We start from the raw sequence: 22,607 nt of genomic DNA, 5'->3' as shown, positions 1-22,607 counted from the left end.
GTCAGGCCTGCCAGCGATAGATGGTGCGGTCGTAGGCGACCTTGAAGCCAACGCGCTCCATGTTCGCCAGGGAGGAGTTGTGCTCGCCCGGTCCAGGCTTACCGGTCTCGGAGGCGACCCAGCGGCACCCCGCCGCGAACGCGTCTTCGGCCCGGCGAGCCAGGATCGCCGACTGCGCACCACGCCCCCGGTACTCCGGCAACGTCGTACCGCTGACGCACTCGCCGACCTCACCGGCCACGACCAGACCGCCGGTCGCGACCAGCTTGTCACCGTCCCAAGCCCCGTACGCCGTGACGCCGGGCGCGTGCGCGAACGCGGTGATCAGACCGTTCTGGTCCTGCGGAATTCCGAACACCTCGAGCTGAACGGCCGCCCAGGTGGACGCCTCGTCCGGCTCGATCACGCCGATCCGCAGGTCGGTCCGGACCGGATCCACCGGACCGGCCTCGCGAACCGCCTTCACCCAGGTCGCACCGGTCACGAGGCCGTGCTCGGCGCAGATCTCGGCCCAGTTCGCCGGCAGCACCTCGGGAGCGAGGTGGAAGTTCATCACCCGGGCCTGACCGGACCGGGCGACCTCGAGAACCTCCCCGATCAGCGCACTGTCGATCGGCCGGTCGAAGCCGAACCCGTGCGCCCGCGACCAGAAGTCGACGGAGTCATTGCGCACCACCACAGCGACTCCGTCGCCGATCCGCTGCCCGCTGATCCCGAGCGCCGCCACCACGTCCGGCGGACTCTGGGTCAGCGTCCAGATCATTTCGCCCTCGGCCCGTTCCAGCCGCTCAGTCAGCTCCATGACCCTTACTGTAACTCGTGAAAAAAGCCCCCCGGTCTCAGCCGACGCTGCCGGCCCAGTCGTTGTAGTGCCAGCCGTCGCTGGGGTCGCCGGGCACCTGCCACCAGTGCGCGAGCGTGTTGGTTTTGCTTCGCGCGAAGTACTGCAACTGGTTCTCGAAGGCGAAGCCGACCGGGTCGGAGTACACCTCACCGCCGCGGTCCTCCCACTTCACCACGGAGCCTTCTTGCCACCACCAGTGGTAAAGCGTGTTTTCGGGGCTGCGGGCAACGACATGCTGCTGGTCGCCGATCTTGAAGGCCGCCGGCGCACCGACGAACTTCCCGGGAGCACCGGCCCACTTGTCGGTGTTCAGTCCGGTGGCGGGATCCCAGTACCAATGGAACAGCTGACCGTCGGCCGCCTGCGTCAGGACGTGCTGCTGCTCGCGCCACACGAAGGTCGTCGGATCGGAGAGCGCCTCGCCACCCCAGTCGGCCAGGTGCGGCTCGGTATCGTCCAGCCCCCACCACCAGTGGTAGAGGTGGTTGTCGGTGCCGCGGGCAACCACATGCAGCTGGTTGCCGGTGACAAAGGTCGACGGGGTGCCGACGATCGACGCACCGGTCCAGCGATCGGACCGCACCTCGCCGTCCGCCGGATCCCACCACCAGTGCGTCAGGTCACCGGTGGACGAGCGAGCGAACACGTGCTGCTGTCCCGACCACACCACCGCGGCTGGATCGCCCGCGATGTCGCCGGCCCATTCGGCGTAGTGCGGCGCGGTCTCCGACTCGATCCACCACCAGTGGCCCAGCTTTCCGGACGTTGTCCTGGCAACGGCGTGCTGCTGGTTGTACCAGGAGAAGCCGCTCGACTTCCCCGCGATCGGCCCACCACCGAAGTCGTCCCGCTTCACGCCACCGGCCGCCGACCAGTCCCAGCGCCCGAGCGAGCCAGTCGTACTCGGCTGGAAGATCACCTCGTGACCGGCCCGCCCCGCATCCACCCACGGGTACGCCGTCCCGCCGGGCGCCTCGTCGGTCCCCCGGCCCGCGCCGTACGCCTCGATGTCGTCGACGAACAGCCCGGTCGCGGTGGCCGACCCGGTCTTGATGAACGTCACCCGGACCCAGCGGGCGGGCGTCGGCGCGAAGCTGACGTCGTACCAGTTGCGCGAGGCGCCGTTGACGGCGCCGAGCTGTCCCTTGGTCACATAGTTCACGCCGTCCAGGCTGGTCGCGACGACCACCTGGTCCGGCCGGTAGGCGGGGAACTCCTCATAGGCGTGCACGCGGACGGTGCCGACCGTCTGCATCCCACCGAGGTCGATCTCGACCGCCGGTTCGATGTGCTGGCCGGGGGTGAGTGAGTAGCCGAACGAGCGCTGGTCACCGAACTCGTCGGCCAGGACCCCGTCGGTCGCCTCGGTGCCACTGCCCGGATTCTTGACCGACGGGGTGTCCGGGTACGGCGCGGACGGCGCGGGCTTGCGATACCCCTTGCCACCGGCGAGGTTCTGCTGCAGCAGCAGGCTTCCCGCAATCTCGAGACCAGGCGGCTGGACAGTCCCACCACTGGATTCGGTCACCTCGAGCCGCACGTACCGCGCCTTGGCGTTGAGCCCGACCAGGTCGTCGCCACCCGGCGTGGCCAGGTCGTCCTTCTCGTCGAGGGTTCGCGTCCCCGCCTCCGCCCAGTCCGTGCCGTTGTACGACGTCAGTACGCGGTACTGCTTGCCGTAGACGCTGCCCCAGTTCAGGTGCAGCATGTCCAGCTGCGCCTGCCGGCCGAGGTCGACCTGCACCCAGTTCGTCCCCGTAGTCGTCGGCCGGCCCTTGGCGACGTCCCTGGCCACCACCGGCAGCCCGGCCGCGGCGTCGAGCAGCATCGCCCGCACCCGCTGCATGTACGAGAGGTCGGCGGAGTACTTGTCGCCGTTCGGTGTCATCGCCCGGGCGATCTCACGCGCCAAGCCCGGATTGGTCTTCCCGAGCTTGTTCAGGACCTCCCAGTCCTCCATCCCGTCGCGCAGCGCCTCGTACCGGGTAGTCATCTCCAGCGTGCCGCGGGCCTTGTCGGGCCAGACGATCCAGGCGTCGCCCTTCTGGCCCTGACTACCCTCACCACTCAGGTTGTACTGCCAGTTGTTGTAGGCCCAGTGCAGGTAGCCGGTGACGCCGCGGCTGTACGCGAACCACATCGTCTGACGTTGATGCCACTGCGGCTGGTCGATGAACCGGTTGAAGTAGTTCCCGCCGGGACCCTGGCAGTTGTACAGCCACAACGGCTTGTGCTTGTCACCGCGCCGTTGCGCGTCGAACGGCTTGGGATCGACCGAGTAGATCCACAGGTTCGGGATCACGATGTCGGCCTTCTCGGCGACCTGCGGGGACATCGGGAAGACGGTCGGGTCGGCCAGCTTCACGTCCGGCCAGTAGCTGCGGATCTTGTCCGCGATCTCGAACCAGCCGGCGCCGCCCGCGTCCGCGCGCGGCTCGTCGCCGACATGGGTCCAGAACTTGCTCAGCCAGCCCTTGTCGGCCAGGTGCTGCCGCAGCGCCGGGTAGAACTGCTTGTACCAGTTCTCGGCCGCGGGCGTGTCGTACTTGATGTAGTCGGGGACCTGGCTGCCGGTCTGCTTCGGCGTCGTCTCGATCAGGTACGCCGGCCAATCCGGGTTGCGCCCCTCGGTCTGGGGACCGGCCTGGACGAATCCCTCGAGCGTGTGTACGACGCCCTTGTCCAGAAACCGCTGGACGACCTCGTCGAAGCGGCCGAAGTTGAACGTGTACTTGCCGGCGGCATCGACCTTGCTCCCGCCGTCGGTGAGCAGGTTGATCACGGGAAGCTGCAGGCTGTTCTGCCGGTACTGCTTCATCGTGTCGGCCCAGCGGTCGATCAGCTGCCACCACTGCGGCGAGTACCGGTCGTAGTCGTAGAACAGTTTGATCGTGTCGCCCTTGCCGTGGTCCCACGAGGTGAACCCGAGGAAGTTCGTCCACATCACGTTGGTGAACTCGCTCTGGTTCGCCGGTGGAATCACGACGTTCCGCGCGTTCACCACCAGTGGTACGACGAAGTCCCCGGCCGTCGTCCGCACCGTCACGGACCCGGCGTACCGGCCGCCCGCGGCGGTAGCGGGCACATGGACCCGCACCCACAACGACTCCGTCTCACCGGGCCGGACCGCGACAGTGCGGTCGTTGAGCAACCGGTCCGGGAACCAGCCCGGGGCGTCCCGGATCACCGGGTAGATCTTGTCCGACGGCTTGTCGAGCCACTGGTACTCGACCGGGTTGTAGCTGAGTTCGGTGGCCGGGATCGTGTCGGTCGCACCGCGCAGTGCGGTGAACTCGACGGCGTTCACGGTGAACCCGGCCGGCGACTTGAGCACGATCTGCGCGCTCTCGTAGTCGTTCTTCGCGGTGTCCAGCCGGATGTCGTCGCGGGCCTCGGGCGACCGTCCGCTGTCGCGGAAGATCGAGTTGCCCGAGGGCTCGACCCAGATCGCCGGTCGTACCCCGGCCGCTTCGGCGCGTTCGGGCGGTGGGACCACGACCGCGCCGGTCACCGCCAACGCACCTGCCACGAGCCATCGCATCCACCGCATTGCCGCCTCCACCTGTCGCCGAGCCTGCCGCCAGGATGGAGAAACTCATTTACCGCTAAAAGCTGTGAAACCCAGACCGAATGGCCTCCTTCGGTCTGGGCCGAAGGAGGCCGTTCAGCCACCAGAGGTCAGGCCGGCGAGACGATGTCCGGGGCTTCGAGGCGGACCTTGTCGGCGGACTCGTCGTCGGGCTGGTCCTGGGAGGCGCGCTCGGACTCGACGCGGCGCAGGTAGAACGAGACCTCGCGCTCGATCGCCTGCTCGTCCCAGCCGAGGACCGGGGCCATCAGGCGGGCGGCGGCCTCGGCGGCGGCGACGCCGCGGTCCCAGGCCTCGATCGAGATCCGGGTCCGGCGAGCCAGCACGTCGTCCAGGTGCCGGGCGCCTTCGGCCTTGGCGCCGTAGACGATCTCGGCCTGCAGGTAGTCCTGGGTGCCGGGGAGCTGCTCGCCGAGCGACGGGTCCTCCTCGACGAGCGCGAGCACCTCGTCGATCAGGGCGCCGTACCGGTTCAGGAGGTGCTCGATCCGGGCAACGTGCAGGCCGGAGCGCTGCGCGATCAGGTGCCGCTGGTTCCACAGCGCCTGGTAGCCGTCGGCGCCGACCAGCGGCGTGGTCTTGGTGACCGACTTCGGCACCCGGCCGTCGAGTGCCGCCGCGGCCGCGTCGATCGCGTCCTTGGCCATCACCCGGTACGTCGTGTACTTGCCACCGGCAACGACCACGAGACCCGGGGCGGTGTGCGCGACGACGTGCTCGCGGGACAGCTTCGACGTGCTCTCCGACTCACCGGCCAGCAGCGGCCGGAGCCCGGCGTACACGCCCTCGACGTCCTCGCGGGTCAACGGCGTGACCAGGACCGAGTTCACGTGGTCGAGCAGGTACTCGATGTCCTTGCTGGTCGCGGCGGGGTGCGCCTTGTCCAGGTTCCAGTCGGTGTCGGTGGTGCCGATCAGCCAGTGCCGGCCCCACGGGATGATGAACAGCACCGACTTCTCGGTGCGCAGGATCATCCCGGTGCTGGACTGGATCCGGTCCTTCGGCACGACCAGGTGGATGCCCTTCGAGGCGCGCACGTGGTACTGCCCGCGCTCCCCCACCAGGCCTTGGGTGTCGTCGGTCCAGACGCCGGTCGCGTTCACGACCTGCTTGGCGCGGACCTCGAACTCGCGACCGCTTTCCAGGTCCTTGGCCTTCACGCCGGTGACTCGCTCACCTTGGCGCAGGAACCCGGTCACCTTGACCCTGTTCGCGACATGAGCGCCGTACGACGCCGCCGTCCGGGCGAGCTCCATCGTGTGCCGGGCGTCGTCGACCTGGGCGTCGTAGTACATCAGCGCGCCGACCAGCGCGGACTTCTTCAGCGACGGGACCAGCCGCATCGCGCCCCGGCGGGTCAGGTGCTTGTGGATCGGCAGGCCGGCGCCGAGACCGGAGCTGACCGCCATCCCGTCGTACAGGGCGACGCCGGCGCCGGCGTAGAACCGCTCCCACCAGCGGTGCTGGAGCGGGTAGAGGAACGGCACCGGCTTGACCAGGTGCGGTGCCAGGCGTTGCAGGAGCAGGCCGCGCTCCTGCAACGCCTCGTGCACCAGTCGGAAGTCGAGCATCTCCAGATAGCGCAGACCACCGTGGATCAGCTTGCTGGACCGGCTGGAGGTACCGCTCGCGAAATCGCGCGCCTCCAGCAGTCCGGTGGTCAGACCCCGGGTCGCGGCGTCGAGGGCCGACCCGGTGCCGACCACCCCGCCACCGATCACCAGGACGTCCAGCTCTCGTCCGTCGGCCATCGCGTCGATCGCGTCAGCCCTTGCTTGCGGTGACAGAGCCACTACCGCCACTGTGCTGCCCTTCCTTCCACTTGTTTCAAATTAGTCGACGTCGACCCAGTCAAGAGTCCGCGAGACGGCCTTCTGCCAGCCGGCGTACCCCTTCGCGCGCTGCTCGTCGTCCCACTGCGGTTCCCACCGCTTGTCCTCGTTCCAGTTCTGGACGAGCTCTTCCTTGTTCTTCCAGAACCCGACCGCCAGGCCCGCCGCGTACGCCGCGCCCAGGGCCGTGGTCTCGGCCACGACCGGCTTGCTCACCGGTACGCCGAGAATGTCGGCCTGCATCTGCATGCACAGCTCGTTGGCCGTGACACCGCCGTCGACCTTCAGCACGTCGAGCCGCACGCCGGAGTCCTTCTCCATCGCGTCCGTCACGTCCTTGCTCTGGTAGCAGATCGCTTCCAGTGTTGCGCGCGCCAGGTGAGCGTTGGTGTTGAACCGCGACAGCCCGACGATCGCGCCCCGGGCGTCCGAACGCCAGTACGGCGCGAACAGGCCGGAGAACGCCGGGACGAAGTACACGCCGCCGTTGTCCGCGACCTGACGAGCCAGCGTCTCGGTCTCACTCGCACCGGAGATGATGCCGAGCTGGTCGCGCAGCCACTGCACGGCCGAGCCCGTCACGGCGATGGAGCCCTCCAGCGCGTAGACCGGAGCCTCGTCGCCGAACTGGTAGCACATCGTGCTGAGCAGACCGGCCTTCGAGCGAACCAGCTCGGTACCGGTGTTGAGCAGCATGAAGTTACCGGTGCCGTAGGTGTTCTTGGCCTCGCCCGGGTTGAAGCAGACCTGGCCGACGGTCGCCGCCTGCTGGTCACCGAGGTCGCCCGTCAACGGAACCACGCCACCGAGCGGGCCGTTCGCCAGCGTCTCGCCGTACTTGTTCGGGTCCGACGACGGCCGGATCTCCGGCAGCATCTGCCGCGGGATGTTGAAGAAGCCGATCAGCTCGTCGTCCCAGTCGAGGGTCTCGAGGTTCATCAGCATGGTCCGGCTGGCGTTGGTCACGTCGGTGATGTGCACACCGCCGTTGACGCCACCGGTCAGGTTCCACAGCAACCAGGTGTCGGTGTTGCCGAAGATCGCGTCCCCGGCCTCGGCGGCGGCGCGGACGCCGTCGACGTTCTCCAGGATCCACTGCACCTTGCCGGCCGAGAAGTACGTCGCCGGCGGCAGCCCGGCCTTCTGCCGGATCACGTCACCCTTGCCTTCGCGCTCCAGGGCGGAGGCGATCCGGTCGGTGCGGGTGTCCTGCCAGACGATCGCGTTGTAGTAGGGCCGGCCGGTCTTGCGGTTCCAGACCACGGCCGTCTCGCGCTGGTTGGTGATGCCGAGCGCCGCCAGGTCGCTGGCATGCAAGCCGTTCTTGTTCAGCGCGGTCTGGATCACCGAGCTGGTGCGCTCCCAGATCTCGGTCGGGTTGTGCTCCACCCAGCCGGCCTGCGGCAGGATCTGCTCGTGCTCGAGCTGGTGCTTGCCCACCTCGTTACCGGAGTGGTCGAAGATCATGAAGCGGGTGCTCGTGGTGCCCTGATCGACGGCACCGACGAAGTCAGCCATGGAAGTTCCTCTCCTCACGCACGTGGGTCATACGGTCTTCTCTTCCGGGATGCGGCCGGGCTCTTCCTCGTCGTCCGCGATCGGCAGGTTGCGCCCGACCAGCAGGTCGTAGAGGAACGCACCGACCAGCGCGCCGATGATCGGGGCCACGATCGGCACCCAGAAATAGATGTCCCCGAACTGATCCTTGAACGCTCCCCCGTACCCGGTGAAGAAGGAGGCCAGTCGCGGACCGAAGTCACGCGCCGGGTTGATCGCGTACCCGGCGTTGGTTCCCCACGCCATGCCGATGGCCACCACCAGGAGGCCCACGACGAACGGCGCGAGATTGGCCGCCGGCGCGGTGTTGCGCAGGTCGGTGATCGCCAGGATCACCATCATCAGGATCGCCGTACCGATGATCTGGTCCCGGAAGCCGCCCCACATGTGGACGCCGAGATCCATGCTGCCGTTGCCCGGGAGCGTCGAGAACACGCCCTGCGTCTTGATGGTCAGGCCCGGGTCGACCTTGTTCAGCGCCTCGGTGTAGTTCCAGCGCACGACGAGCGCCGCCAGGAACGCTCCGAGGAACTGCGCCACCGAGTACGGCAGCACCTTTTTCCAGCTGAAGCCGCGGAACGCCGCCAGGGCGATCGTCACCGCCGGGTTCAGGTGCGCGCCGGTCATCCGGCCCGCCACGTAGATGCCCAGTGTCACACCGAGTCCCCACGCCCACGCGATCGAGTCGTGGTCGCCGATCCCGCCGGCCACCACCTGCGCCACCACACCGCAGCCGAACAGGATCAGGATGAACGTGCCCGCAAGCTCGGCAGAACACTCCCCCAGAAGGGTTTTCGCTTTGACCGCTTCGGTCGTAGCCATACCGGCTGGCCTCCCTTCTCTGACAAACCACCGTGACGACCACGGCTGGCTGGAATCTAAGAGCCATCCGCAGCCACCACAACGCCCGCCGTTCGACATTGTCGAACGGGACCAGTTCGCAACTGGTCTGCGACACACGGTAGCGGTCGAGTCACCCGCGGCGAGATCCCGCAAGCTTTCAGGGTAGAAAGTGAACGTACCTCACGGTAATCTCCTGCTCACCCAACGTCCCTCCGCCCCCGGGAGTTGTTGTGATCGCTCTTCGTCGTACCGCCCGCCATGCCCGGCCTCGGCCGCAGTTCTGGCGCCGTCCACCGGTGATCGCGCTGGCCCTGGCCGGGCTGGCGGCCGGGAGTCTGACCACTGCCGCTGCCGCGGACACCACAGCGTTGCGTCCGGTGATGTTCGTCGGGAACAACTGGGAAGGGACCGCGGACGTCCTGCAGCCGTCCGGGGCGTTCGCCAAGATCGGGCGGGTCAACATGGTGCCGGACAAGGCCGAGCGGCTGGCCGAGATCTACCTGAACCCGGTCAAGCTTGGGTTCTTCCTCGGTATTCGCAATGGGCCCGGCGAAGGCCATGACCAACTGGTCGACGACCTCTACAGCAGCCCGGACGGTACGGCGATCGTCGCGTCCCGGCCGAGTTTCGCCGATGTCGTGTCGATCGACATCGCGACCGGGCACCTGAAGTGGCGATTCCCGGTCAGTGGCTTCCGCGCCGACCACATGGCGTTGTCGCCGGACGGCCGGCGAGTGGCGGTCTCGGCGTCGACCGCGAACACCGTGCACGTCCTGGATGCCGCGACCGGCGTCCAGCTGGGGTCGTTCCCGACCGGCGACAAACCGCACGAGAACGTCTTCACCGCGGACGGCAAGATCTGGAACTCGGCGATCGGTGACGTCTTCACCGCGCTCGACGGACCGGGCTGGGACTGGACCAAGGGCGACCGCAGGATCACGGTCGCCGACGCGACGACGTACCAGGTGGTGAAGGTGATCGACATGCGTCAGCGCCTCGACGCCTTCGGCCGCAGCGACCTGTCCGACGCGGTCCGGCCGGTCGCGTTCACCCCGGACGAGTCGAAGCTCTACTTCCAGGTGTCGTTCTTCAACGGCCTCCTCGAGTACGACGTCGCCTCCGACATGATCACGCGTCAGGTCGAACTGCCGAAGAACCCGGCGACGAACGAGGACCGCACCACCTGGGTGAACGACTCCCGCCACCACGGTCTCGCGATGAATCCGGCCGGCACCAAGCTCTGCGTCGCCGGCACCATGGACGACTACGTGACAGTTGTCGACCGCAGCACACTCGCGCACGGCCCGCTGGTGACGGCGAGCAAGCCGTACTGGGCGACGATCAGCGGCGACGGCCAGAGCTGCGTGATCTCCGAGAGCGGCACCGACCAGATCACCGCGGTCAGCTTCGCCACCGGGCAGAAGCAGGTCTCGGTCCCGGTCGGCGATCACCCGCAACGCATCCGCCTCGGCCGCGCACCGGCGAACTGGCCGAACTAGACGGCGTACGAGCCGCGCGGGCCGCGGAAGGTCGCGGTCAGCGCGGCGGGTCCGGTGCTGAGGTCGAGGCTCGTCGACAGCACCGCCAGTGCTTGGCGCACTTCGTCATCCTGCGGGTGAGTCGCGTGCAGGCTCACCAGCTCCACGGTCCGCAAGTTCGTGGTCGGGTGCGGCGCGGTACCCCAGTCGATCAGGAACGGCACCAGCCCGTCGTACAGGTAGTCCGGGGGCGTGCTGACTCGCCAACTGAGCAGCTCACCGCTCGGCGTCGCCCGCGACAGCGCACCGATCTGTCCGAGATCGATCCCAGCCTCCCGCGCAGTCACCAGTACGCCGTCGATGTCGGCCGGGTGGATCGCCCACGTGATCAGCCGCTCGGGACCCTCGAAGTCGAACACCGGCGCCCTCTCGGCCTCCGGATCCGGCCCGAGCAACTCCAGGTACGCCGTACCGCCGAGCCCGACCAGGAAGTTCCGGGTGCCCCACCGGGCGTGCCGGCCACCCTCGACCGGCTCGACCCCCGTCGCGTCGGCGAACCGGCGGACGGTGCGGAACAGGTCGGCAGTGGCAAGGACCAGGTGGTCGAGCAGCGGCACGGACATGATCAGACCGTATGCCAACCGATCGGACTCGGTCGGCGTCTCGGGAGTGGATGTTGTCTCGGGAGGTGGCTGGGAATGGAAAGCGTGTCGTTGCTCGGCGGGTGGTTTCCGGTGGCTTTGGAGCTTCTCGCGGCCGGGTTGCTGGTCGTGGCGATCGGCTGGCGGGACCGGCGCTGGCGGCTGCGGGTGCTGCCGCTGGTGATCGCGTTGTCCGCGGTCGGCGCGCTGCTCGCGTCGTACCCAGGGGCGCAGCTGGCCGGAATCACGGATCCGCTGCCTTTCGGAGTGTGGCTGTGGTTCGGGGTCGGGCTGACCGCGCTGGTCGTCCTGATCGCCGGCTGGCGGAGCGCGCAGTGGTGGCGACGGGGTGCGGCCGTGGTCGCGGTCGCGGTGGCGTCGGTCGTCTGCGCGAACCAGGTCAACCAGTTCGTCGGCTACTACCCGACGATCGATGCCGCGGTCAACGATTGGACCAATGCACCGCTTCCCGGCCAGGTGTCGATGACCGGGCTCGCCCATGAATCGGGCGGCCACACACTCCCGCCGACGGGCAAACTCGTGTCGGTCGACATCCCCGCGACGTACAGCGGGTTCCAGCACCGGCCGGAGCTCGTCTACCTGCCGCCGGTCTGGTTCCGCAGCGCGAAGCACCACCCGGCGCTGCCCGTGGTCGAGGTCATCGGCGGTGAGCGCGGCGCGCCCGCTGACTGGGTACGGCTCGGCAACGCGGTCCGCGTGTCCGACGGCTACGCCCACCAGCAGCACGGATTTGCGCCCATACTGGTCTTCGTGGATGCGACGGCCTCGTTCGACAACGACACCGAGTGCGTCGACGGGCCGCGCGGGAACGCCGCCACACACCTGGACCGCGACGTCCCGCAGTACGTCGAGAAGACGTTCGGCGCCTCCCGCAATCCGGCCCAGTGGGCAGTCGCGGGCTTCTCGATGGGCGGGACCTGCGCGATCGACCTGGTCGTCGAGCACCCGGCCACGTTCACGCACTTCGTCGACATCTCCGGTGATCTGGAGCCGAACAGCGGCGACGACCACGACACTTTGGTCCAGTTGTACGGTGGCTCGGTGGCGTCGGAACAGGCCAATGAGCCGCTGAAGGTGATGCAGGCGCACGGGAAGTACGCCGGCGTCAGCGGCATGTTCCTGACCAGCACGGCCGAGAAGACCCACCAGCGCGAGGCTCACCAACTGTCCCGGGCGGCCGCCAAGGTCGGCATCGTCTCGACCGTCCAGGTCTCCCCCGGTTCGCACGTCTGGCAGTTCGCCGGCCCGGCGTTCGCGCGGTCCTTCCCCTGGCTGGTCGGCCAGGTCACCCCAGCCCACCACAGGTCGGCGTGACGCGCAGACTCACCTACCTCCTCGTCACGCTCGCACTGGTCACCCTGGCCGCCGCGGCGGATGCCAAACCTGCCGTGCTCGAGGTCCCGGCCGGCAACCTGAGCGTCCTGGCCCTCGGCGACTCGGTCACCTCCGGCTACCACTGCTACTGCGACGCCTTCCCCGCCCAGTACGGCGATCTGCTCGCGAACCGCACCGGTAGCGGGGTGACCGTGCACAACTACGGAGTCGGCGGTATCGACTCCGAAGGCCTCCTCAATGAGCTCAACCGCTCGAGCTCACCGATGGCCCGGGCCGCCACCGATGCGGACTACGTCCTGCTGACCATCGGCGCCAACGACTTCGCCGGCCACGAGGACGACGTCACCACCGGGAAGTGCACCACGGAGTGCGTCAGCGAGGAGATGGCCGAGCTGACGCGCAATCTCCGCAGCATCCTCGACCGCATCACCAGCCTCGACACCCACCGCACACCCGACATCCTCGTCACCGGCTACTGGAACGTCTTCAAAGACGGCCAAGTGGCCCGCGACCTCTATCCACTCGAAGGCCAGAACGCGACCCAGACGCTGACCCAGGCCACCAACCAGGTGATCGCGAACGCCGCCCACGTCGCCCACGCGACGTACGTCGACATCGCCACCCCCTTCGAGACCGCACCGGACATCACCAACCTGCTCGCCCCCGACGGCGACCACCCGAACGCGGCCGGCCATGCGCTGATCGCCGATTTGTTGCTCAAGGCCACACCGCCGAGCAAGAAGCTCACGGGCTGAGGTTCTTCCGCGACGGTCGGTCACGAACTAGGGTCCCTCCCATGGCCGCCCACCATCTGTTGCGCACGAGCGCGCCCGTTTTGGTGGGCCGGAGCGAGGAGCTGCAGGTCCTCGTCTCGACCGTTCCCCGCCGGTCGACCGTGGTGATGATCGAGGGCGAAGCCGGAATCGGGAAGACCCGCCTGGTCGACGAACTGCTCGCCCACCCCGACGTCGCTCGACTCAAGGTCCTCGTCGGCCACTGCCAGCCGCTGCGCGAACCCTTCCCGTACGGCGCCGTGATCGAGGCACTGCGGTCCCTGGCCGGCACCCGGCTGCAGAAGGTCAGTCCCGTCGCGGGAGCACTGCGCCCACTCCTGCCCGAGCTGGCCGACGTACTCCCGCCCCAGCCCGAACCGATCGGCGACCCACACGCCGAGCGCCACCGCACACTCCGCGCGACCCGCGAGGTGCTCGCCGCGATCGGCCCCGCCGTGCTGGTCGTGGAGGACCTGCAGTGGGCCGACGACGGCACCCGCCAGCTGCTGCGGTTCCTGATGGCCGATCCGCCGCCCAACCTCTCGGTCGTCATCACCTACCGCCGCGAGGACCTGGCCGGTCACCTTCCCCTCGGTACGGCGTACCGGCCGCCCGATCATGTGGCCGGAATTCTGCTGCAGCTCCGGCCGCTCGACGTCGACGCCGTGCGAACGCTGGCTGCCTCGATCCTCGACCAGGAACCGGTCAGCGCGGAGTTCGCCGACCGCTTGCACGAGCGGACCGCCGGGATTCCGTTCGTGGTCGAGGAGCTGCTGCGCTCATTGCACGGCGCGGCTGCCCGGCTCCCCGACGAGGTCGAGGTCCCGGTCCTGCTGCGCGATGCGTTCGCCGACCGCCTCGACGGACTCCCCGACCTCGCGCACAGGACCGTCCACGCCGCCGCGGTCCTCGGCGTACCGGCTGGGGTTGAGCAGCTGGCGGCCGTGGCCGGTATCGACCCCGACCAGGCTGAGCTTGCGCTGATACAGCTCGCCCGGGCGGGTGTGCTGCACGAGGTCCGGCCGAACCGGTACGGGTTCCGGCATGTGCTTGCGCAGCAGGCCGTCTACGACTCCCTCGAAGGACCGGGTCGGCGCCAACTCCACTTGGCCGCGATCGACGCATTGCGCGGGACCGAGCCACCGCCTCTCGTGCAGCTGGCCGAACACAGCCGCCGGGCAGGCCGCCGTACCGACTGGCTCCGGTACGGCGAAGAGGCGGCCGACCGGGCCACCGAAGTCGGCGACCCCGCCGTCGCGACCGGCCTCCTCCAGCGGCTGCTCGCCGAACCCGGCCTGCCGACCGCCGAGGTCGACCGGCTCGCCATCAAGCTCGGCTCCGTCGCATACGCCGGCCTCGATCAGCACGACCCGCTCGCGACCCTGGACCGGGTGCTGAGCGACCAGCGGCTGTCGACCGCCGCGCGTGGCGAGGTCCGGCTCCTGCTCGGGCGGCTGATGGTCCGGGCCAACGGCAGGATCGCCGAAGCCCGCCTCACGATCAGTCAGGCTGTCGACGAGCTCGCCGAGCGCCCCGACCTCGCCGCCCGCGGCGCCGCTCTCCTCGGTACGACGTTCATCGGCGACACCCCGCTGGCCGAGCATCTCCCGTGGCTCCGGCGGGTCGAGGACTACCTGGCCGACTGCGACGACATCGAACTCCGGATGTCGCTGCTGGCCAACCTGCTCGGCTCTCGCCTGTCGATCGGCGACCCCGACGTGCTGTCCGACCTCTCCGCCCTCCCGAGCACCGCCGAGCCCCAGGCCGAACGCCGCCAGCTTGCCCGCACCCGGTGCAACCTCGCCGACGCCTGTACGACGATCGGCCGCTTCAACGAGGCCCGCGAGTTCCTCACCAGCGGGGTTCGGCTGGCCGCGGGGGCCGGCAGCCCGTTCGTGGTCAGCACCGCCCGCTCGACCGAGGTCCGTCTCGACTGGTACACCGGCAACTGGACCGGCCTCACCGAACGCGCCACCCGGCTGCTCGGCGAGTACCGCGACTTGTTGCCGGTGGCAAGCGAACTGTCGCTGGTTCTCGGCCTGCTGGCGATCACCCGCGGCGAGTGGCCGGCCGCCGCCGAACACCTCGGCCGAACCGGCGTCAACAGCCCGCAGGACGCGATCACCCCGATCGCCATCGGCGGCTTCGCCGGGCTGGCCCGGCTGTGGCTCGCCCAGGACGACCTCGCCGCCGCGACGACCATCGTCGACCGCGGTCTACAACTCGTCCGGCACAAAGGCATCTGGGTCTGGGCCGCGGACCTGGCTCCGGTCGCCGTCAGCACACTGCTTGCGACCGATCGAGTCGCCGAGGCCGGTGCTTTGACCGATGAGTTCGCGGCCGGGATCGCCGGCCGCGACGCGCCCCTCGCGCAAGCCGCGCTCTCGTTCTGCCGCGGCGAGGTCACCTCGGATCCTGAGCACTACCGGGCCGCCGAGCAGGCCTATCGCGCGTTGGACGCGGTCTACTTCGCCGCGCAGGCATCCGAGCTGGCGCAGACTCAGGACCTGCCCGCGCTCGCCGACTGGTACGACGTACTGGGTGCGACTCGGGATGCCGCCCGTTGCCGCCACGACCTGCGCTCCCGCGGTACGCCGTCGCCGTCGCGGCGTGGTCGCCGCGGCTACGGATTGGAGTTGTCGCCGCGGGAGCAGGACGTCGCGAGGCTCGTTGCGCAGGGTCTGACCAATCGCGAGATCGCCGAGGTGCTGTTCCTGTCGCCGCGGACCGTCGAGCAGCACGTGGCGAAGGTGCTACGCAAGCTCGGAGCGGTCTCCCGCTCCGAGCTCGGTCGCATTACTGGTTGAAGCAGAAGCCCTGCGAACCCACGTTCCAGCACTGGATCTGCTTGGTCGCCGTGCTGGTCAGGCCTGCCCGATCGGTCACCTTCACCGTGGCGGTGTAGGTCTTCTGCGCGTTCGGATACGTGTTCGACGTGGTCACGCCGGTTCCGGTCTTGCCGTCGCCGAAGTTCCAGGCGTACGACGCGATGTCGTTGTCGGGATCCGTCGACCCCGACGCGTTGAAGCTGCACACGGCCCACTGGCACTGCACCGTGAACGACGCCACCGGCGGCTTACCCGCGGGCGGCGCACCCGCCTGCACCTGCTTCGTCGTCGCTCCCGTCTTCCCGGCATCGTCGGTCACCGTGAGCTTCACGGTGTAGGTGCCGGCGGTGCTGTAGGTGTGGGACGGCTTCGCACCCGTACCGGTCTGGCTGTCACCGAAGTCCCACGCGTACGACGCGATCGATCCGGTCGAGGCGGATCCGTCGAACGTGCAGATCAGCGAGCCGGCGCAGTCCGCGGTGAACGACGCGGCCGGGCCACCCGGCTGCCCGCCGCCGATCTTGCTGACATCCAGGAGCTTGTTCGGCGAGCCGGTGCCCGGGTTCTGCACCTTGCCTTCCTGTGCCATGTTCACCAGCGCGTCACGGACCTGAGCAGGCGTTGCGCTCGGGTTCGCCGACAAGTACAGCGCCGCGGCTCCGGTCACGTGCGGCGCGGCCATCGACGTACCGGACATGCCTTTGCTGCCGGTGTTGCTCGAGTTGCTGGCCGAGGTGATGTTCCCGCCGGGCGCGAACAGGTCGACGCAGGAGCCGATGTTGGAGAAGCTCGACCGGCTGTCGTTGGAGTCGGTCGACGCGACGGTGATTGCCTCCGGCACCTTGGCCGGGCTCGGCGTACAGGCGCTGCCGCCGTTGTCGTTGCCGGCCGCAACCGCCCAGACGATGCCGGCGGCAATCGAGTTCTTGACCGCGCGGTTGACGCCCTCCGGGTCGGCGTTCGCGCCGCCGGAGGTCCAGCTCGCGTTCGCCACGGCCGGCTTCACCGCATTCTGGGTGACCCAGTCGACGCCCTGGATCGAGTCCGCGTCCGGGGCGTTCCCGTCACAGCCGAGCACCTTCACGCCGATCACGGTCACGTCCTTCGCGACGCCATACGTCTCGCTGCTCGACGTACCGGCGGTGTGCGTGCCGTGGCCTTGGTCGGTCGCGTTCTTGCACTCGTTCACGTTGGCGTCCTCGTCGACGAAGTCGTAGCCGGACTTCGCCCGGCTCTCGAAGGCGATGTGGTCGGTGTTCAGCTCGGAGTCGGTGTTGTAGACGGTGACGCCGGAGCCGGTGTTGGGGTATTTGTAGACGCCGTCCTTGACCCCGTCGATCCGGTCCAGGCCCCACGACGGCGGGTTCGGTTGCTCCCCCGCCGCGGTCTTGGTTCGCCCGGCTTTGACGACCTTGACGACCTGGGCGCCGAACATGTTGCCCTGGGCATCGGCCCGGTGCACCCACAGCGACTGCTGGACGAACTCCACCTTGGGATCGGCGGCGAGCCGCCGGGCCTGTCCCTCGGACATCTTCGCGGCGAATCCCCGCAGGGCCGCCGAGTAGACGTTGCGGACCGCGCCGCCGTACCGGTCGGTGAGTACGTCGGCCTCCGCGCTGACGGTGGACGCGGTGGCGGGGGCGAGCGACGTACCGCCGTACAGGCCGACGATGTACAGACCAGGGACGGTGTCCGGCGCGCCGGCGTTCAGCACGGTGCCGGTCGGCGCCGCCTGAACGTTACCGGCACCGGCCACGACGAACGCCAGGGTGGCAGCGAACAGCCCAATGGACCTACTACGCATGGTTCCTCCTTCGGATCTGGAGCAACTGTCGGCGGTGGCCAGGCGCGGAACAATCCGTAGTGGAGTAGGTACCAATAGATGGGTAGCCCTACGGATCCGTCCTCGGATTGTTCGGTAGGTGGCGGCTGCCGATGCTGCGGTCATGAGACGACTCCTCGCATCCCTCACCGCCCTGATCGCCTTCTCCCCCGGACTCGCGTACGCCGCGCCGTCGTACGACGCTGTCCTCCCGACCGACACACCGCCGGCAACGCAGATCGTCGGCGGGCAGCAAGCGTCGGTGGCCGACTATCCGTTCGCCATCGCGATGCTGCGCGAAGGCGGCGCCCGCCCCCAGGGCCAGACCTGTACGTCGGCCGTGGTGGCGCGCCGCGTCATCGTCACCGCCGCGCACTGCAAGGCCGGCGACGGCGCCAAGTCGATGCTGTACGGCTCGGACGACCTGACCAAGCCCGGCGGGACCAAACTCGCGATCAAGGAGTACCTGCTGCACCCCAACTACCAGCCGCCGAACGGCTGGCAGCAGGGCTGGGACGTCGGCATCGTCGTCACCGAGACCGACATCCCGGTCCCGGCCGGCTACCAGTACCCGCGGGTCGCCACCTCGGCCGACACCACGCTCGACGATCCCGGCAAGAAAGCGCTGCTGCTCGGCTACGGCCGGGTCCGCGACGGTGAGAACGAGTTCGCGCACCTGAAGAAGGTCGAGAACTTCCCGCTCGTCGACGGCCGCAACACCTGTGGTTCCTTCGGTTCGTTCAACGACGCGTACATGATCTGCGGCGGCTACGCCGACGGACACGACGGCATCTGCCAAGGCGACAGCGGCGGCCCGATGCTCGTTGACGGCGTCATCGTCGGCGTTGCCTCGTGGGTCAAGACCGGCTGCACCAGCTACGGCGCCTGGGGCAAGCTCACCAGCGCGATGGGTGACTGGGCCAACGAGACCATCAAGAAGTACAGCGACGAACCCGGCTCGCCCACCGCATCCTTCACCGCGGACTGTGCCGGTTCGCTGACCTGCTCCTTCGACGGCTCCGCGTCGACGGACCCCGATGGTTCGATCGCGTCGTACGCCTGGGACTTCGGCGACAGCCAGACCGGCACCGGCGCGACGCCCACGCACACCTACGGCAGCGCCGGCGCCTACACCGTCAAGCTCACGGTCACCGACAACGCCGGCAAGACCGCCTCCACGACCAAGCAGGTCCAGGCCGGCACGCCGCCCACCGGCCAGCCCCCGAAAGCCTCCTTCACCGTCCAGTGCCAGTGGGCCGTGTGCAGCTTCAACGGATCGGGTTCAACCGACCCGGACAACGACATCGCGTCGTACGCATGGACCTTCGGCGACGGCAAGACGGGATCGGGAGCGACGGCCTCGAACACCTACCCCAACGCTCAGAAGACCTACACCGCCGCCCTCAAGGTCACCGACCGAGCCGGCCTGACCAGCACCGCCACCCAGCAGATCCAGTGCTGGAGCGTCGGCAGCCAGGGCTTTTGCTTCTCCTCGTGACGGCAAATGACTCCTAGCGATTCAACAAGACCTCTTGTACAAGCTTGATTGTTCTGAACGGCTACAATCGGCGCGTGGAGCAGACGTTCGCCGCCGCCCTTCGCACCGTCCGCCAGTCCCGCGGTCTCAGCCAGGAAGCACTGGCCGAGCGTGCGGGACTGAGTGGTCAGGCGATCGGCCTGCTGGAGCGCGGTGTCCGGAAGTATCCGCACCTCACCACGCTCGACAAGCTCCACCTCGCCCTCGACCTCTCCCCCGACGAGCGTGCCCTGCTCAAGCGACTCGCCGCCCGCGGCACGCCCCGGACCAGCCCGGAGGCTGCTGGGCCTGCCTGGACCGTCGCCGACCAGCTGCCGACCACGCGAGCCGCGTTCACCGGCCGGACCGAACCACTCGAACAGCTCAAACAAGCTCTGACAGCCGGCGAAGCCCAGGCCGGCGCGACGGTCGTCGTCACCGTGCGCGGCATGGCCGGCGTCGGGAAGACAGCTCTGGCGGTCGAAGCCGCCGAAGCGTGCCGAGCCACCTATCCGGACGGCATCCTGTCGGTGAACCTCCGCGGCTTCGGCTCCGGTACGCCGCTCACCGGGCTGCAGGTGATCGGCCAGTTGCTCCGGGCAACCGGCGTACCGGCCGACGCGGTGCCGGCTGATCAGGCAGCTGCGATCGCGGCGCTGCGGACCCGACTCGCCAACCGCCGGGCCCTCGTGGTCCTCGACAACGCCCGTGACGTCGCACAGGTCGCGGACCTGATCCCCAGCACCAGTGGCTCAGCCGTCCTCATTACCAGCCGCAATACGCTCACCACCTTGCCGGCCCGACTCCACATCCAGCTCGAGCCGATGCCTTCCACCGAGTCGCTCCAGCTCCTCACGCAGTCGGCCGGATCGGAGTGCCTCGGCGACTCCGCGGACCGCATTGCCGAACTCTGCGGCCACCTGCCCTTGGCCCTCGCCGTCGCCGGTGCCTGGCTGCTCCGCCACCCCGACACCTCCGCGGCCGAGCTCGTCCGGCGCCTGGAAGACCAGACCCGCCGCCTCGACCTCCTGGGCGTCGACGACCTCGATGTCCGTGCCAGCCTCGCCCTATCGGTCGACCAACTCACCAGCAGCCCTCGCTCCCGCGACCACGACGCTGCCCAGTTGTTCGCCTTCCTCGGCCTCACCGCCGCCGAAGACTTCACCCCCGAATCCACCGCCGCGCTGCTCGCCACCACCCCGCCCAAGACCGGCGACCTCCTCGAACACCTCACCGACCTCCACCTTCTGGAGTCCCCGACCCCCGGCCGCTACCACTTCCACGACCTCGTCCGCGCCTACGCCCAAGAGCTCGCCCAGCAGCTTCCGGCCGAAGCGCGAACGACGGCCATCGACCGCCTGCTGACCTTCTACCTCGCCGTCGCCTGGCGCTCGGCGGAGCTCACCGACCCCCAGGCCGCCCGGGCAGCCTGGTCTGGACGCCCGCAGGCACCGGAGTTCCCGCTCTTCGAGTCTCCCGACGAGTCACTCGCCTGGCTCGACGCCGAGCTGGCCAACTACTTGGCGATCATCGACAGCACCGCATCACGAGGAGCCCACGACGAGGTCGTCGCCGGAATGGTGATCGGTCTCTACAGCTACTTCGTCAGTCGCGGAAACCTTGCCGACTGGCTGCCCGCGATCGAGAGCGTCCTCGGTGGCCGGATCGATCGCTGGACCTTCGCTCAGCTCCACGCGGACGCAGCCATCGCCCTCGCCGAACTCGCTCGCTACGATGAGTCGGCGCTGCGCTTCGGGCGTGCCCACGAGGCTTTCGAGGCGATCGGGAATCTCCGCGGCGTGTCGTTGACGGCGAACAACAAGGCTCGACTGCTCATCCGGATGGGCCGGCACGCCGAGGCAGTTCCGCTGGCCGAGCAGGCACTTGAGATCAACACGCAGCTCGGCGATTCGCGCGCTGCGGGTTCCTCCTACGGCACCTTGGCCGAGATCCACATCGAACTTGGCGATTGGACCGCGGCCGAGGAGGCCGCGGCTGCTGGCGTGGAGTTGTCGACGGCCGCCGGAAGTCGCGGGCTTGCGGCCAACCTGCGAATCGACAGAACGTGGGCGCGGGCCCGGTCGGGCCGTCCTGAGGCCGCCATCGCCGACCTCGCTCAGTCCCTGGCGGAACTGCAGGAGCTCGGGCTGCGCAAGTACGTTTGCGATGCGCATTGGGTTCTGGGCATGACCTACCTACAGCTGAACGACTTCGAGTCCGGCATCAAGCACGCCGAGTCGGCGCTGGAGATCGCGCTCGACGTCACCGACCGCCGGCGCGAGGCGCAGATCCGCTTGCTACTGGGTGAACTGCTGGCAGAGCTCGGCGATCGCGACGAGGCCGTCGCCAACATCGAGTTCGCACTCACGTTCTACCGCCAGCACCATCCCGGCAAGGCTTCGACGGCCGAAGCCTTGCTGAGGAAGGTCCGAAACGAAACCGATTACTCCTTGCCTGCTTGAGTTGTGGCGGCCGGGGTGGTCGACGCATCGCCGGGCTGGTTCTCCGGGAAGTGACACGCGGCCTGGTGCCCCGGAGCCAATTGCAGCAGCGGCGGCTCAACCGTCTTGCAGATCTCCTGCGCCTTCCAGCACCGGGTGTGGAACCGGCACGCCGGCGGCGGGTTGATCGGGCTCGGTACGTCGCCCTCCAGCCGGATGCGCTTGACGTTGCCCTTGCGCGTGGTGTCCGGGACCGGCACCGCCGACAGCAGCGCGACCGTGTACGGATGCATCGGCGTCTCGTACAGGCCGACCCGGTCGGCGATCTCGACGATCTTGCCCAGGTACATCACCGCGACCCGGTCCGAGACGTGGCGTACGACGGACAAGTCGTGCGCGATCATCACGTAGGTGAGGTCGAACTCGTTCTGCAGGTCCTCGAGCAGGTTCACGACCTGCGCCTGGATCGACACGTCCAGCGCCGAGACCGGCTCGTCCGCGACGATCAGCTTCGGCCGGAGAGCGAGCGTACGGGCGATGCCGATGCGCTGCCGCTGACCGCCGGAGAACTCGTGCGGGTAGCGGTTGTAGTGCTCCGGGCTCAGGCCGACCAGTTCGAGCAGCTCCTGGACCGCGCGCTTCACGCCGTGCTCGGTCTTCACGTTCTGCAGCCGGTACGGCGCTCCGACGATCTTGCCGACGGTGTGCCGCGGGTTCAGCGAACCGTACGGGTCCTGGAAGATCATCTGGACGTCGCGGCGCAGCGGGCGCATCTTGCCCTCGCTGAGGTGGCTGATGTCGCGGCCCTCGAACACGATCTTGCCCGCGGTCGGCTCCAGCAGCCGGGTCAGCAGCCGTCCGGTCGTCGTCTTACCGCAGCCGGACTCCCCCACCAGTGACAAGGTCTCGCCGCGGGTGACGTTGAAGGTCAGGCCGTCGACGGCCTGGACCGCGCCGCTCTGCCGCTGCAAGAGGCCCTTGCGGATCGGGAAGTGCTTGACCAGGCCGTCGACCGACAGCAGCTCTTCGCCGATGGCCGGTTCTTCCACGCCCGGGACGGCAGTGGGATCAGAATCTTGAATAGTCA

General features: G+C 68.6%; 14 protein-coding genes. 6 read left to right on the top strand and 8 right to left on the bottom strand.

From position 1 onward, the window contains the following. Window position 1 precedes the first annotated feature (1 nt). From ABZS29_RS21670 to ABZS29_RS21650, 5 genes are all read right to left on the bottom strand, one after another. Complete coding sequence (locus ABZS29_RS21670; RefSeq protein ID WP_355464068.1) at window positions 2–802, bottom strand: GNAT family N-acetyltransferase; 801 nt, start codon at window positions 800–802, stop codon at window positions 2–4. A gap of 37 nt (window positions 803–839) precedes the next feature. Beyond that, window positions 840–4,394, bottom strand: coding sequence for a glycoside hydrolase domain-containing protein (locus ABZS29_RS21665; protein WP_355464067.1), 3,555 nt, complete (start codon window positions 4,392–4,394; stop codon window positions 840–842). 128 nt (window positions 4,395–4,522) lie between these two features. Next, on the bottom strand, window positions 4,523–6,235 hold the full coding sequence (locus tag ABZS29_RS21660) for a glycerol-3-phosphate dehydrogenase/oxidase (RefSeq protein WP_355464066.1): 1,713 nt from the start codon (window positions 6,233–6,235) through the stop codon (window positions 4,523–4,525). A gap of 30 nt (window positions 6,236–6,265) precedes the next feature. Continuing rightward, window positions 6,266–7,783: a glycerol kinase GlpK gene (glpK, locus tag ABZS29_RS21655; protein ID WP_355464065.1), complete on the bottom strand. Its 1,518-nt coding sequence runs from the start codon at window positions 7,781–7,783 to the stop codon at window positions 6,266–6,268. A 27-nt stretch (window positions 7,784–7,810) separates the two neighbouring features. Further along, the gene (locus ABZS29_RS21650) at window positions 7,811–8,644 is read right to left on the bottom strand and encodes an MIP/aquaporin family protein (protein WP_355464064.1); all 834 of its coding nucleotides are present in this window, start codon (window positions 8,642–8,644) and stop codon (window positions 7,811–7,813) included. A 251-nt stretch (window positions 8,645–8,895) separates the two neighbouring features. Between ABZS29_RS21650 and ABZS29_RS21645 the strand changes: the two genes are divergently transcribed. Continuing rightward, on the top strand, window positions 8,896–10,164 hold the full coding sequence (locus tag ABZS29_RS21645) for a YncE family protein (RefSeq protein WP_355464063.1): 1,269 nt from the start codon (window positions 8,896–8,898) through the stop codon (window positions 10,162–10,164). Here ABZS29_RS21645 and ABZS29_RS21640 read toward each other — a convergent pair. After that, complete coding sequence (locus ABZS29_RS21640; RefSeq protein WP_355464062.1) at window positions 10,161–10,766, bottom strand: VOC family protein; 606 nt, start codon at window positions 10,764–10,766, stop codon at window positions 10,161–10,163. The genes ABZS29_RS21645 and ABZS29_RS21640 overlap by 4 nt on opposite strands. Before the next feature lie 75 nt (window positions 10,767–10,841). Here ABZS29_RS21640 and ABZS29_RS21635 point away from each other — a divergent pair, with 75 nt between their 5' ends. Genes ABZS29_RS21635 through ABZS29_RS21625 form a run of 3 tightly spaced genes read left to right on the top strand, consistent with a single transcriptional unit; the run spans window position 10,842 to window position 15,720 of the window. Then, window positions 10,842–12,119, top strand: a complete 1,278-nt coding sequence (locus ABZS29_RS21635) for an alpha/beta hydrolase-fold protein (protein WP_355464061.1) — start codon at window positions 10,842–10,844, stop codon at window positions 12,117–12,119. Next, window positions 12,116–12,895 (top strand): SGNH/GDSL hydrolase family protein, encoded by a 780-nt coding sequence (locus tag ABZS29_RS21630; RefSeq protein WP_355464060.1) that lies wholly within the window; start codon window positions 12,116–12,118, stop codon window positions 12,893–12,895. Before ABZS29_RS21635 ends, ABZS29_RS21630 begins: the two co-directional genes overlap by 4 nt. A gap of 41 nt (window positions 12,896–12,936) precedes the next feature. After that, a complete protein-coding gene (locus tag ABZS29_RS21625; RefSeq protein WP_355464059.1) occupies window positions 12,937–15,720 on the top strand; it encodes an AAA family ATPase in 2,784 nt (927 codons plus the stop codon). On the opposite strand, the gene ABZS29_RS21620 is transcribed toward ABZS29_RS21625, so the two are convergent. Continuing rightward, a complete protein-coding gene (locus ABZS29_RS21620) occupies window positions 15,710–17,545 on the bottom strand; it encodes a S8 family serine peptidase (RefSeq protein WP_355464058.1) in 1,836 nt (611 codons plus the stop codon). The two genes, ABZS29_RS21625 and ABZS29_RS21620, sit on opposite strands and share 11 nt — an antisense overlap. A gap of 142 nt (window positions 17,546–17,687) precedes the next feature. On the opposite strand from ABZS29_RS21620, the gene ABZS29_RS21615 reads away from it, so the two are divergent. After that, window positions 17,688–19,061: a PKD domain-containing protein gene (locus tag ABZS29_RS21615; RefSeq protein WP_355464057.1), complete on the top strand. Its 1,374-nt coding sequence runs from the start codon at window positions 17,688–17,690 to the stop codon at window positions 19,059–19,061. 74 nt (window positions 19,062–19,135) lie between these two features. Then, entirely contained in the window at window positions 19,136–21,541 is a 2,406-nt protein-coding gene (locus tag ABZS29_RS21610; RefSeq protein WP_355464056.1) for a tetratricopeptide repeat protein, read from the top strand. Here ABZS29_RS21610 and ABZS29_RS21605 read toward each other — a convergent pair. Beyond that, a complete protein-coding gene (locus tag ABZS29_RS21605) occupies window positions 21,523–22,569 on the bottom strand; it encodes a dipeptide ABC transporter ATP-binding protein (RefSeq protein ID WP_355464055.1) in 1,047 nt (348 codons plus the stop codon). The two genes, ABZS29_RS21610 and ABZS29_RS21605, sit on opposite strands and share 19 nt — an antisense overlap. Window positions 22,570–22,607 lie beyond the last annotated feature (38 nt).

Origin of the sequence: Kribbella sp. NPDC005582, assembly GCF_040605415.1 — a bacterium.
Lineage (GTDB): Bacteria > Actinomycetota > Actinomycetes > Propionibacteriales > Kribbellaceae > Kribbella.
Note: the sequence above shows the minus strand (reverse complement) of the source record. Positions and strands in the feature narration are given on the sequence as shown.

Coding starts and splice junctions, on each gene's coding strand:
- ABZS29_RS21670 (WP_355464068.1), bottom strand. CDS start 802: ATGGAGCTGACTGAGCGGCTGGAACGGGCCGAGGGCGAAATGATCTGG.
- ABZS29_RS21665 (WP_355464067.1), bottom strand. CDS start 4,394: ATGCGGTGGATGCGATGGCTCGTGGCAGGTGCGTTGGCGGTGACCGGC.
- glpK (WP_355464065.1), bottom strand. CDS start 7,783: ATGGCTGACTTCGTCGGTGCCGTCGATCAGGGCACCACGAGCACCCGC.
- ABZS29_RS21650 (WP_355464064.1), bottom strand. CDS start 8,644: ATGGCTACGACCGAAGCGGTCAAAGCGAAAACCCTTCTGGGGGAGTGT.
- ABZS29_RS21640 (WP_355464062.1), bottom strand. CDS start 10,766: ATGTCCGTGCCGCTGCTCGACCACCTGGTCCTTGCCACTGCCGACCTG.
- ABZS29_RS21635 (WP_355464061.1), top strand. CDS start 10,842: ATGGAAAGCGTGTCGTTGCTCGGCGGGTGGTTTCCGGTGGCTTTGGAG.
- ABZS29_RS21625 (WP_355464059.1), top strand. CDS start 12,937: ATGGCCGCCCACCATCTGTTGCGCACGAGCGCGCCCGTTTTGGTGGGC.
- ABZS29_RS21620 (WP_355464058.1), bottom strand. CDS start 17,545: ATGCGTAGTAGGTCCATTGGGCTGTTCGCTGCCACCCTGGCGTTCGTC.
- ABZS29_RS21615 (WP_355464057.1), top strand. CDS start 17,688: ATGAGACGACTCCTCGCATCCCTCACCGCCCTGATCGCCTTCTCCCCC.